General features: G+C 60.3%; 8 protein-coding genes. 5 read left to right on the top strand and 3 right to left on the bottom strand.

Annotated elements, in window-relative coordinates; translation table 11 throughout:
- The first annotated feature begins 172 nt into the window (after positions 1 to 172).
- Complete coding sequence (locus A3AI_RS0129960; RefSeq protein ID WP_024519117.1) at positions 173 to 700, top strand: YkgB family protein; 528 nt, start codon at positions 173 to 175, stop codon at positions 698 to 700.
- A gap of 47 nt (positions 701 to 747) precedes the next feature.
- On the opposite strand, the gene A3AI_RS0129965 is transcribed toward A3AI_RS0129960, so the two are convergent.
- Positions 748 to 1,434, bottom strand: coding sequence for a haloacid dehalogenase type II (locus A3AI_RS0129965; RefSeq protein WP_024519118.1), 687 nt, complete (start codon positions 1,432 to 1,434; stop codon positions 748 to 750).
- 477 nt (positions 1,435 to 1,911) lie between these two features.
- Between A3AI_RS0129965 and A3AI_RS0129970 the strand changes: the two genes are divergently transcribed.
- From A3AI_RS0129970 to A3AI_RS0129985, 4 genes are all read left to right on the top strand, one after another.
- Positions 1,912 to 2,667, top strand: a complete 756-nt coding sequence (locus tag A3AI_RS0129970) for a gluconate 2-dehydrogenase subunit 3 family protein (RefSeq protein ID WP_024519119.1) — start codon at positions 1,912 to 1,914, stop codon at positions 2,665 to 2,667.
- A gap of 4 nt (positions 2,668 to 2,671) precedes the next feature.
- The gene (locus A3AI_RS0129975; RefSeq protein WP_024519120.1) at positions 2,672 to 4,450 is read left to right on the top strand and encodes a GMC family oxidoreductase; all 1,779 of its coding nucleotides are present in this window, start codon (positions 2,672 to 2,674) and stop codon (positions 4,448 to 4,450) included.
- On the top strand, positions 4,443 to 5,687 hold the full coding sequence (locus A3AI_RS0129980; RefSeq protein WP_024519121.1) for a c-type cytochrome: 1,245 nt from the start codon (positions 4,443 to 4,445) through the stop codon (positions 5,685 to 5,687). The genes A3AI_RS0129975 and A3AI_RS0129980 overlap by 8 nt, the downstream gene beginning before the upstream one ends.
- A 134-nt stretch (positions 5,688 to 5,821) precedes the next feature.
- Entirely contained in the window at positions 5,822 to 11,338 is a 5,517-nt protein-coding gene (locus A3AI_RS0129985) for a trifunctional serine/threonine-protein kinase/ATP-binding protein/sensor histidine kinase (RefSeq protein ID WP_024519122.1), read from the top strand.
- A gap of 19 nt (positions 11,339 to 11,357) precedes the next feature.
- Here A3AI_RS0129985 and A3AI_RS0129990 read toward each other — a convergent pair whose 3' ends face one another.
- The gene (locus A3AI_RS0129990; RefSeq protein WP_024519123.1) at positions 11,358 to 12,014 is read right to left on the bottom strand and encodes a CGNR zinc finger domain-containing protein; all 657 of its coding nucleotides are present in this window, start codon (positions 12,012 to 12,014) and stop codon (positions 11,358 to 11,360) included.
- A gap of 56 nt (positions 12,015 to 12,070) precedes the next feature.
- Positions 12,071 to 12,577, bottom strand: a complete 507-nt coding sequence (gene aroQ / locus A3AI_RS0129995) for a type II 3-dehydroquinate dehydratase (protein ID WP_024519124.1) — start codon at positions 12,575 to 12,577, stop codon at positions 12,071 to 12,073.
- Positions 12,578 to 12,590 lie beyond the last annotated feature (13 nt).

Below are 12,590 nucleotides of genomic sequence, written 5' to 3' on the forward strand. Positions count from 1 at the left end.
CTTGAAAATTCGCAAGATTGCGAAATTCGCGATAACTCACGCGCAGCGGTCCCTGGCGGGTCCTGCTAGTGCTCCATGCCTGTGAGCCGGTCGCCGGCGTGCCCCCAATCATCAAAAGAGATGCGCCAGTCGCATTGCTACTCGCGACCTAAAACGTATCGGAGCCGATCAAATGGACCAGCTGATAGCAAACCTGTCAAAACTCAAGATCGTCAGAGGCGACTTCGACTATCATCTGACCCGGGCGGCGATGGTGATCGTCTTCCTGGTTTTTGGCTGCCAGAAGTGGTTCGATTATGAAGCCCATGCCTTGATCCCCTTCATAAGCCACGGCCCATTGATCTTCTGGCTGTATCCCTTGTTCGGGATACGCGGCGCCGCCTTCTTTCTGGGCACGACGGAATTCCTGTTCGGTACCCTGCTCTTTCTCGGTTTCTGGAACAGGAAGCTCGCCATTCTTGGTTCGCTGGGCTCATGCGCGACTTTTGTGGGAACGGTCACGATAATCCCATTCTTCCCTGAGCCCTGGGCAGAGCCGGCCGGCGGATTTCCGGCAGCGACGTTGCCATTTCTTTTTCTCATGAAGGACGTCGTCCTCCTCGCCGCCTCGGTCTATCTACTCAAACACGATATTCTGCGTGCAAGTGCCAGCCAGCGAGTGCCTTTGGTAGGGATTGCTCAGCGAGAAGCGACGCAGTGAAATGAAATCGGGCGATCACATCGATCGCCCCCGAGATCAGGGCTTAATCAGCGGCGTCCTTTGTGCCGCGCGATCAGTTGATCGGCAACGTCGTTCAGATCATCACCGACGATCTGAGGCTGCGGTCCGACGCCTAAAACGTCATTGCCGACACGCTTGACCAGGGCCGCCTCCCAGCCGGCTGCCACCGCACCAAGCGTGTCCCACGTATGACAGGCGATCATGCAAAGCTGCGAAGGGGCGACTCCCAGTTCCTTCTCAACGTGTCCGTACGTCTCGCGCGACGGCTTATAACGTTTGACACTGTCGACACTGAAGCATTTTTCGAAGGCGTCGGCGATACCGCCGTGCTGGAGCTGGCGGGCCTGGACTTCAACCAGATTGTTTGTCAACGTGAACAGCCGAAAGCCCGCATCACGCAACTTCTGCAACGCAGCGGGGACTTCCGGATACGGCGGCATGGTCGAAAACTTCTCGGTGAGTTCCTGCCTGTCCGCGTCGCTAATCTTGACGCCTTGCGTATCAGCCAACATCTTCATCACCGCAGAGCCGATATCCGTGAATGGCACGTAGGAATCGGCGAGTGTCAGCGCCAATGAATACATGACGAGGTCGGCAAACCAGAGGCGCATATCCTTCTTGTCTCCAAATATGCGCTCAAAAACCGGCTCCATCGCTTTAAGGTCGAGGAGTGTTTCGTTGACGTCGAAGACGATCAGGGGAAGGGCGGACATGGTGCAGCTCCACTTCTGATCACCAGCACTCAAGCAGTTCCTGGTCGTCCACTGGGAAACATGCTTTGGCCGGCTTGCAGAACACGTGTTCAATGTAGTTCAGCGAAGCTAGTTCGCCGAGCGGTGTGATTTGGTTACAGCCTGGCGAAAGAATTGCCGGCCTGCAGAATGCGGGCACAGCATGGAAGCCGGGGACGACAGTTGCATGCGTCGCAATAGGCGCGATCTCGTAGGCGCCCAATTAATCTTGTTCCGCGCCGTCGGTCAGCTCCGGTAAAATTTGAGCCGCTGGTTTCGCACCGGTGAAAGCGCAGATATCTCGACGAAAATCGCTCCCCGGATGTAACCGGCTGGCCAGTACGTCCGAATATCTGAAGCAGGCGGTACCGGTTCCGTCGCAACTCAACTAGAGTTACCGCGTGTACGGAGAATTGATTGCAAGCACACCCAACCGCCGACATTTGGCGAAGGAGGCCCATGAAGGACAACCATAGTCGATTTGAGATCTGTCGACGCGAGCTGTTGGCCGGGGCAGCTTATTTCGCTCTCGGGGTTTCGCGCTCCAGCGCTACCGTCATTTTCGATCATCTTCCATGGACTCCCAACGCCGGCGATCCTCCGACCGCCGCCACGCCGGGCCCCTGGCTTTTCTTCGCTGGCGACGAAGGCAAGACTGTCGAAGCTCTCGCCGATCGCATCATTCCGCCTGATCCCGAAACGCCTGGCGGCAAGGAGTCCGGAAGTGCGGTCTTCATCGACCGCCAGCTCGCCGGGCCCTACGGACGTCAGGACGGCCTTTACGTCAGACCGCCTTTCCTAAAGGGAGCCAAGAACCAAGGTCATCAGTCCGAGAAAGGACCGGCGCAAGAGTACCGCGAGGGGCTCGCTGCGCTCGACAAAGCCTGCAAGGACCAGCTTGGAGGCAAGGCCTTCTTCGAACTTTCCGATGCCGACAAGGACCGTGTCCTCAACGGCCTCGAGAGCGGAGACTTCAAGCTCGACGGCGTCGACGGAAGGGCCTTTTTCGAACAGGTCGTCAAGGACGTCCAGATGGGATTCTTTGCCGATCCGATTTACGGCGGCAACCGCGACATGGTCGCGTGGAAGATGATCGGGTATCCCGGCGCGCGCTACAACTATCTGGATTGGGTTAGCCGACATAACGAAAAGTTTCCGTTGCCGCCGGTGAGCATGACCGGGCGCGCCGAATGGACGACGCGGACACAGAGGTGACCTCATGGCGAGAAGGCTTCCCAAGAAAGACGTCGTGATCGTCGGGTTCGGCTGGACCGGCTCCATCATGGCCAACGAGCTCACCGACGAAGGCCTGGAGGTGATCGCCATCGAGCGCGGCCCCTGGCGCGATGCGCCGACGGACTTTCCGCCGACGTATATGCAAGACGAATTGCGTTACCGGATTCGGCATGAGCTGTTCCTGCGACCCGATCAGTTGACCTTCACCTTCCGGAACAAGATGGACCAGACGGCGCTACCGATCCGGAGCTGGGGCGCGTTCATGCCGCCGAACGGGGTTGGCGGCGGAGGCGTGCACTGGAACGCCGAGATGTGGCGCTTCCTGCCGTCCGATTTCGTGGTCAAGACCCATCTGACCGAGAGATATGGAGCTTCCTTCCTCCCCGAAGATATGACGATCCAGGATTGGGGCATCACCTACGACGAACTCGAGCCGTTCTACGACCGCTTTGAATATCTGTGCGGGACATCCGGCACCGCGGGCAATCTCCGTGGCCAGATCATGGAAGGTGGCAATCCGTTCGAAGGACCGCGATCCCGCCCCTACCCGACACCCGCGCAGGCGCAGCCATTCAGCCACACGCTGTTCGGGAAGGCCGCGCGCGAGCTGGGTTACAAGCCGTTTCCGCAACCCTCGGGCAATCTTTCGCAAGCCTACACCAACCCGCTCGGACTGAAGATGGGGCCATGCACCTATTGCGGCTTCTGCGAATGGTTCGGCTGCAGCAATTATTCGAAGGCAAGTCCGCAGACCACGATCCTTCCCTATCTCGTGCGTAAACCGAACTTCACCGCGCGCGACAACTCGGAAGTCATCAAGATCAACGTCGACAAGTCGGGCAAGAGGGCGACGGGCGTCACCTTCGTCGATACAAGCGGTGAGGTGTGGGAACAGCCGGCCGACCTCGTGATCCTTTCAGCCTATACAATGTTCAACGTCCAGCTCCTACTGCACTCGCAGATCGGTCGTCCTTATGATCCCGTGGCGAACACCGGCACCGTCGGACGCAACTACACGCATCAAACGGTCTCGACGGTGAATGGCTTCTTCGATCCGAAAAAATTCAACTTCAACCCATTCATTGCGTCGGGCTCGATCGGCATGTGCATCGACGAGTTCAACGGTGATAATTTCGATCATGGGTCTCACGGCTTTGTGGGCGGCGGTTACATGGGACAAGTCCAGACGGGCGCACGGCCGATCGAAAGCGCGCTCGTTCCGCCCGACACGCCGAAATGGGGGGCTGCGTGGAAGACGGCCGTGAAGGAGAACTACCTATCGACCGTCAAGCCCGGTACCGGTGTGCATGGAAGCTTCTATGCCTATCGGGACATCTATCTCGACCTGGACCCGACGTACAAGGATCGCTTCGGCCGTCCGCTGATGCGCATCACGATGGATCTCAAGGAAAACGAGATCAAGCAGAACAAGTTTCTGACCGACAAGTTCGCCGAGATCATCAAGGCCATGGGTGCGGACAAGCTCGCGGTGCAGTACCGCACCGGGCCGTACGATATCACGACCTATCAGACGACCCATCTCAATGGCGGCGCGGTGATGGGCAGCGATCCCACCACCAGCGTCATCAATCGCTACCTTCAAAGCTGGGATGTACCGAACCTCTTCGTGCTCGGCGCCAGCGCGTTTCCGCAGAACCCGGGCTACAACCCGACACTCACCGTCGGCGCGCTCGCCTTCTGGGCAGCCGCGGCGATCCGAAACAAATATTTGAAGAGCCCGGGGAGACTTGTCGATGCGTAGACGATTCCGTGGCTCTCTCGCCGTAACCGCCCTGCTCCTTACTACGGCCTCGTCCTTTGCGGGCGATACCGACCCGCAAGCGTTCACGCAGATCGAGCGCGGACGATATCTGACGATTCTTTCCGACTGTGCGAGCTGCCACACGGTTCCGGACAGTAGCCAACCCTTCGCCGGCGGCCGGCCGATCGAAACTCCGTTTGGCAATATCGTCGCGCCGAATATCACGCCGGATCCCGAAACCGGCGTCGGCAGCTGGAGCGATGAGCAATTTGATGCGGCTGTCCGGAAAGGCATCGGACGCAACGGCTCGCGTCTCTATCCGGCGATGCCTTACAACGCCTATACAAAAATGTCCCGCGACGACGTGCTCGCGATCCGCGCCTATCTGAATACAGTGCCGCCGGTCGGCAACGCCGTCATCGCCAACACACTGCCATTCCCGTTCAACATCCGCACAGCCATGCGGGTCTGGGACGCCCTCTACTTCAAGGAAGGCGACTATCGACCGGATCCCAAGCAATCGGTCGAATGGAATCGCGGTGCTTACCTGGTTGACGGTCCAGGCCATTGCGGCGCTTGCCATACTCCGAAGACCTTTCTTGGCGGCGACAAAACCGATCAATATCTCCAGGGTAGTTATCTCCAAGGCTGGTCAGCTCCCGATATAACAAACAACTCCCGCCTCGGCTTGGGTGGATGGTCGAAAGAGGATCTGGTTTCCTATCTAAAATCTGGCCACAACCGCGTCACTGCGGCCACCGGACCGATGGGCGAAGTGGTGACGCTCTCAACCGCGCACATGACAGATCCCGACCTCAATGCCATTGCGACCTACTTGAAATCGCTGCCGGGCAAGACCGAGCAAGCTTCACCGCTTTCCGCGAATGAGCCCACAATGGCCGCCGGCGCCGCCATCTATCGCGACCAATGCTCGGCATGCCACGGCCTGGACGGCAAGGGCGTCGCTGAACTGTTTCCGTCCATCGCAGACTCGTCAATGGCGAGGTCGGACGATCCGACGACTTCGATACGGATCATTTTGAGGGGCGCCCGAAGTGTGGGAACCAGCGCCCAGCCCACTGCTCCCGGAATGCCCTCTTATGGCCGGCAACTGGACGACAACGAGGTCGCGGCGGTCCTCACCTATATGCGAAATAGCTGGGGCGGCGCGGCCGGCGCTGTTGCCGCTGACCAGGTTTCGAAAGTGAGGCTGGATACCGCGCTTCGGCCGGATTAGTCCATCCGCATGGCGCCGATGCACCCGCGCTGCTCCCGGCGTTGTAGGGGTTTTCCGCGGAGCTACTCTTGGAGGCAGGACGCAGTTGGCGTCCCGCTCAAACGAGCGGCCGGCCAGATTCAGGAGTCCGGCAGATGAACGTATCTTCGCGAATCCCCGCCAAAAGAGCGGCTGATCTCGAGGTCTTGTGGGACGACGGGGAACGCGTCGTCTGCCGCGAACGGCACCCGGGCGCTGAAGGCAAGCCAAACAGCGTCCTTATCGTTAGGCTGACCGCTGACTGTCCGATACCCGCTGGCCTCGACAGACTTGCGCATGAATACGCCTTGCGGGATGAGCTGAACGGCGCCTGGGCCGTACGACCCCTCGAGCTGATCCGCGAGCGCGGTCGGACCTTGTTGGTGCTCGAAGACCCTGACAGCGAGCCGCTCGACCGGCTGCTCGGCGCGCCGATGACGTTGGAGCGCTTTTTGCCGCTGGCTATCGCCATCGCCGCCGCGGTCACCCAACTCCATCGGCAAGGCTTGATCCACAAGGATCTGAAACCAGCAAATCTCCTGGTGAACGGCACGGATGAAGTCAGGGTGACAGGATTTGGCATCGCCTCGCGCTTGTCGCGCGAGCGGCAGCAGCTTGAACCGGCCGAGACCATCGCCGGCACGCTCGCCTACATGGCGCCCGAACAAACCGGACGTATGAACCGCTCGATCGATTCCCGCAGCGACTTATACGCACTCGGCGTTACATTCTACCGGATGCTCACGGGCACCCTGCCGTTCACCGCGACCGCTCCGATGGAATGGGTGCACTGCCACATCGCGAGGCGGCCGGTGCCGCCTGCCGAACGAATGAGGGGCGTGCCTGGCGCCGTCTCGGCGATCATCATGAAGCTTCTCGCCAAGACGGCCGAGGAGCGCTACCAGACCGCTGCCGGACTCAAGAATGATCTGCAGCGCGGCCTTGCCGCGTGGGAGGCGCAAGGCCGGATCGAGGATTTTGTCCTCGGCGAAACCGATATGCCGGACCGGCTCCTGATTCCGGAGAAGTTGTACGGCAGAGAGCCTGAGATCGAAAGCCTGCTCGCCTCGTTCAACCGCGTCGCCCAGAGGGGTACCCCGGCGCTGGTCCTGGTGTCCGGCCATTCCGGGATCGGCAAGTCGGCACTCGTTCACGAGCTGGATAAAGCATTGGTCCCGATGGGCGGTCTCTTCGCATCGGGCAAACTTGATCAGCATAAGCGCGATATGCCCTATGCGACGCTAGCTCAGGCATTTCAGGGTCTTATCCGGGGCCTTCTCGCCAAAAGCGACGCCGACTTGGCGCCGTGGCGCGACGCGCTGCGCCAAGCGTTGAACCCGCTCGGCCAGCTCATGGTCGATCTCGTTCCCGAACTGCAGATGGTCATCGGCGATCAACCTCCGGTCCCGGACGCTTCGCTGCAAGACGCACAGCGCCGCTTTCAACTCGTCGTTCAGCGCTTCATTGGCGTCTTCGCCCAGCCAGACCATCCACTCGCTATCTTCCTGGACGATTTGCAGTGGCTGGATGTGGCCACGCTGGATCTAATCGAGACTCTGTTAGCCCGGTCCGACCTCCGACACCTGCTCCTGATCGGCGCCTATCGTCACAACGAGGTCGATGCGAAACACCTTCTGACGCAAAAGCTCGCGGCGATTCGCCAGTCCGGCGCACGAGTCCAGGAGATCAGCCTGGCGCCCATCTCCCGAGGCGACGTCGAGCAATTCACGTTGGATGCCGTTCGCTGCGATCTCGCGCGCGCCGCGCCACTCGCTCAGCTGATGCATCAAAAGACGGGCGGCAATCCATTCTTTCTCATCCAATTTCTGCACGCGCTCGCCGAAGAAGAGTTGCTGACATTCGATCACGACAAGGCCCAGTGGCGCTGGGATCTCGAACGCATCCATGCCAAGGGCTATACCGAAAACGTCGCAGACCTTATGGTTGGCAAGCTGAGCGGCTTGCGCGGCGAGACCCGGCAGGCCCTGCTGACATTGGCCTGCCTGGGCAACGGCGCCGAAGTGACGACGCTCTCTTGGGTGCACGGGACATCGGAGCAACAGGTACACGCGGATTTGCGCGAAGCGGTTCGTCTTGAATTGGTGCAGCGTCTCGATAGCTCCTACGCCTTCGCACACGACCGCGTGCAGGAAGCCGCCTATGGGTTGCAGCCGGACGCAAACAAGCGGGCAGCTCTGCATCTACGCATCGGCATCACGCTTGCAGCACACCTTGCGCCAGACGAGACGAGCAAGAAACTCTACATTGTTGCCAACCAGCTGAACCGCGGCGTCACCGCCTTGACGAGTGAGGCCGAACGGAAACAGATCATAACCGTCAACCTCGCTGCTAGCCAGCGGGCACGGAATGCCACAGCCTACCATGCAGCCATAATCTACCTTGAGATCGCACGCAGGCTACTCGGAGAGGAAGCCCATCCGCGCTGCAGCCGGACCGCCTTCGCAGTCGCATCGCTTCACGCCGAGTGCGAATTCCTGGTCGGGCATCTGGATGTCGCAGAAACGGAATTGCTGGTCCTCTCGCAGAGTTGCTCGGACGTCCTGGCTGGCGCCGACGTCGCCAGGCTTCAGGCGCAACTCTACACCGCCGCGGGGCAACTCGAGCGCGCCGTCGATGTCTGTCTGGCGTTCTTGCGCCAGGTCGGGATCGACTGGTCCCCTCACCCGAGTCGCAGCCAAGTAGACGAGGAACGGCAGCGCCTGCGAAGCCTGGCAGGGGAATTGTCCGATGACCGGCTTCATGCGATGCCCGCAATGACCGATTCCGGTCACCGCGCAACGATGTGCGTTTTGGCCGACCTGGTCACGCCCGCCTTTCTCACTGATCGCAACCTGTCCGATATCATGCTGCTGGCAGCAGCACGGCTGACGCTCGAGCACGGGATCTGCCCCGAAACCTGCTATCCATTGACCACCATATTCGGCGTTCTCGCCAGCAATTCGACTGATGTGTCGCTTGGATTCCGACTATCCCAATTTGGGGCTGCCCTCGCTGACAAGCAGCCGCAATCGGGACTGAGCGGACGGGCTCTTTTGGTATTCGGGCTCCATGTCACACCATGGGTACGTCCGATCCGATCCGGACGGCCATTCATACAGCGCGGTCTTGCGATTTCCCTGGCGGTCGGGGATCTGGCCTTCGCTGCCTACTCGCACCGCGGATTGCTGTCCGTGGGACTCTTCTGCGGCGAGCCGCTCCCTGACCTTTGCTTGCACGCCGAGCAGGCGCTGGCGTTCGCCGACGCCTATGGCCTCCGGCTATCCATCGAGTTCTTCGCCAAACAAAGAGGTCTGGCGCTAGGCCTGATGGGGCGCGACGAGGAGCGCAGCTTCGACGTGCCAGGTGAGCCCCGCCCCTCGGACATTACCGAGCCGTTGAGTGCCTTCTTCTATTACGCCGCGCAAGTCCAGCTCAATCTGCTCGCCGGACGTCCCGATATCGCGCTTGCGCGCGCCGAGCGTGCGGAACAACTATCGTGGTGCGCCCGGGCCTATTCGGAGTTCACTGAATATCGCTTCTATACGGGGCTCGCCCATGCCGCCGCCCATGACGCGTCATCGCCCGAAGACCGCAAGAAACACATCGGCGGCCTCCGCGAACAGCACCGCAAACTCACGATCTGGTCCGACCGCTGTCCGGCCAACTTTGCCGCTCGACAAGCACTGCTCGCTGCCGAGATCAATCGCATCGAAGGCCACGAACTGGAAGCAGAACGCTTATACGAAGAGTCGATCCGATTGGCACGGGAAGCGGAATTCGTCCAAATCGAGGCGATCGCCGCGGAGCATGCGGCCCGGTTCTACGAGGCTCGCGGCATCCAAACGGTCGTTCTCTCATATCTGACGATTGCACGCGATTGCTATCTCCGGTGGGGTGCAGAGGCCAAGGTGCGGCATCTCGAAGAGACGTTTCCGAACCTCCGAGGGAGAGACGCGGGTCTCGGTCTGATGCGTACTATCGGGGCGCCGGTTGAGCATCTGGACCTGGCCACGGTTCTCAAAGTGTCGGAAGCCGTGTCAGGTGAGATCGTTCTGGAGAAGCTCATCGATACACTGCTGCGCACAGCAATCGAACATGCCGGCGCGGAACGCGGCCTGCTGATTTTGCCGAAGGGATCGGAGTTACGGATTCAGGCCGAAGCGACGACCGGCGGCGCATCGATCGCCATCGGTCTCTGCGACCTGCCGCTCTGCGGCGCAGAAATGCCCGAGTCGATTGTTCTATACGCTGCGCGCCTGCAGGAAAGCGTCATCCTCGACGACGCTTCCGCGCTCGGCGCATTTGCAAACGACGCATATGTCCGCCGCAAGCGCACACGTTCGGTCCTCACTTTGCCGCTCATCAAGCAGGGCAAGCTCGTAGCGTTGCTATATCTCGAAAACAGTCTCGCACCGCGCGTATTTACGCCAGCGCGAGTCGCCGTTCTGAAATTTCTCGCGTCCGAGGCTGCGACTTCGCTCGACAACGCTCGCCTGTACCGCGAGCTTCAGGAACGGGAATCCCGGATTCGTCGCCTGGTCGATTCCAATATCATCGGGATCTTCATCTTCGATCACGTCCCTAATATCCTCGACGCCAACCAATCCTTCCTTAGGACTTTGGGATACGACCGCGAGGATATCAAGGCCGGCCGGTTGTGCTGGGCCGAGTTGACGCCGCCCGAATGGCGCGACCGCACCGCGCGCGCCCGGGCAGAACTAAAGGCGACCAGAGTTGTCCAACCCTTCGAGAAGGAATTCTTCCGCAAGGACGGCAGCCGCGTGCCGGTGCTGACCGGCGGAGCCTTATTCGACGATGAACGCGAGCAAGGTGTTGCTTTCGTGCTGGATCTCAGCGAGCGCAAGCGCGCGGAAACCGAGGCTCGCGAGAACGAGCAGCGCTACCGCGAAGCACAGATGGAGTTGGCCCACGCGAACCGTGTCGCGGTGACCGGTCAGTTGACCGCATCGATCGCTCATGAGGTCAACCAGCCGACCACCGCCGTGATTGCCAGCGCGGAAGCTGCACTGCGGTGGCTGGAGCGTCAACCACCCGAACTGGAGGCTGTGCGCCAGGCACTGGCCCGCGTCGTCCAGAATGGCATTCGGGCAAGCGAGGTCATCGGGCGAATTCGCGATCTCATCAAGAAGAAACCGCCGAAAACGGGCTTCCTGGCAGTCAACCGGGTCATGCACGAGGTGATCGAGCTCACTCGGGCGGAGGCCGCAAGGAACCGAGTGTCGGTGCGAACTGCATTTGCGGAAGGCCTTCCCGAGATCTTAGGAGATCGGGTCGAGCTGCAACAGGTTGCCGTCAATCTGATCCTCAATGCCATCGAGGCGATGAGCGAAATGGCGTCGGGAGCGCGAGAACTCGTGATCCGCACAGCCTACGCTGACCGCGATGGCGTTCTCGTTGCGATCATGGATACAGGCCCGGGATTGTCGCCCGCAGATCACGATCGCATCTTCGAGCCCTTCTATTCGACAAAGTCGGGCGGTTTGGGAATCGGGCTGTCGATATGCCGGTCGATCATTGAGTCATATGGCGGTCGATTGTGGGCCAGCCCAAACCAACCTTGCGGGGCCGCTTTTCAGTTCACCATACCCGCACGCGGAGCTACGAGCGATTGAGCAATCGTGTGTTGGCGGCTCATTCGCTGGCGCGCATAGCGCGCTCTCGATGGGCGGCTTGTTTGGCGCGGTTACCGCAGACCGACATCGAGCACCAACGCCGGACGCGCCCCCGCGTTCTATCCACGAACAACAAGGTGCAACGATGCCCTTCGCAGGCCTTGACGTGCCGGAAGTCCTCTTCACATACAAGCCGGGCCATCGCTTGCGCGATCGGAAATAGCAGCGCATCGGGGGACCGCCATCGGCGCTGCGGGCTCCATACCAGTCCAGAGACGGACGGCTCGTTTTGCTCCGACTTCTTCCGGACCGTCTCACCGGCGACGACTTGGCCGAATTCCTCGTCCCTGACGAGCACCCGGTTTAGCGGCTCCAGTTCGTGGATAGCCTTCGCCCTCAGCGGCTTGCCTCTGTGCGCATTCACAAATCCACGAAACCATTCCCGCAGCTTGCGCGCCTGAGCAGCCACAGCATCGAAATCGCCGGGCGCCGCCCTTTTTCGCAGTTCGGCTACGACCTTGGGAGCCACCAAGCCGGCCTGCAAGAGCCACGAGATCAGGTCCTCGCCCGAAGTGATCCACTCGACCTGGCTATCCACGGGGGTGGCGAGCGCGTTCAGAAAATCCAGGCCGGGGGAATCCGCAATAAAGAAAGGCGGAGGACGTTGATCAGCCATGACAATAACCTTCAGCGGGCGATCAACAGGTAACCTTTAAGGACGACCTTGACAAGTTACACATGACCGCTCTCGCGCGGAAAGCCCGTGATGGCTGCTTTGGCTTCTGGCTGCCGGTGTGCACCTCCCTCGAGCAAGGTGGCCAATCGCTGCAGAGCGAGTGTGTAGCCTTCCGTCCCAAAGCCCGCAATCACGCCATCTGCACGGCCCGAGACGTAGGAATGATGACGGAAGGGCTCCCGCTTGTGGATATTCGATATGTGAACTTCGATGACAGCCCCGTCAAACGCGTTGAGCGCGTCCAGGACTGCCACGGACGTGTGCGTGAACGCCGCCGGATTGATCACAATGCCGGCAGCGATCTCGCGAGCTTCGTGAATCCAGTCAATGATTTCATATTCGCGATTGCTCTGATGAAAACGAAGCTCAAGCCTGTTGGCTTCGGCGAAGCGGCGACAGGCAACCTCCACATCGCCGAGCGTTTCATGACCATACATGTGAGGCTGTCGCTTGCCGAGCAGATTGAGATTTGGGCCATTCAGCACGTATATGAGCCGCTTCATTGAGCACCGAATA

This window comes from Bradyrhizobium sp. Tv2a-2 (assembly GCF_000472425.1).
GTDB lineage: Bacteria > Pseudomonadota > Alphaproteobacteria > Rhizobiales > Xanthobacteraceae > Bradyrhizobium.

What these genes read in the sequence shown, in the direction of transcription:
- A3AI_RS0129960 (WP_024519117.1), top strand. Translation starts at nt 173, where the DNA reads ATGGACCAGCTGATAGCAAACCTGTCAAAACTCAAGATCGTCAGAGGC.
- A3AI_RS0129965 (WP_024519118.1), bottom strand. Translation starts at nt 1,434, where the DNA reads ATGTCCGCCCTTCCCCTGATCGTCTTCGACGTCAACGAAACACTCCTC.
- A3AI_RS0129970 (WP_024519119.1), top strand. Translation starts at nt 1,912, where the DNA reads ATGAAGGACAACCATAGTCGATTTGAGATCTGTCGACGCGAGCTGTTG.
- A3AI_RS0129975 (WP_024519120.1), top strand. Translation starts at nt 2,672, where the DNA reads ATGGCGAGAAGGCTTCCCAAGAAAGACGTCGTGATCGTCGGGTTCGGC.
- A3AI_RS0129980 (WP_024519121.1), top strand. Translation starts at nt 4,443, where the DNA reads ATGCGTAGACGATTCCGTGGCTCTCTCGCCGTAACCGCCCTGCTCCTT.
- A3AI_RS0129985 (WP_024519122.1), top strand. Translation starts at nt 5,822, where the DNA reads ATGAACGTATCTTCGCGAATCCCCGCCAAAAGAGCGGCTGATCTCGAG.
- A3AI_RS0129990 (WP_024519123.1), bottom strand. Translation starts at nt 12,014, where the DNA reads ATGGCTGATCAACGTCCTCCGCCTTTCTTTATTGCGGATTCCCCCGGC.
- aroQ (WP_024519124.1), bottom strand. Translation starts at nt 12,577, where the DNA reads ATGAAGCGGCTCATATACGTGCTGAATGGCCCAAATCTCAATCTGCTC.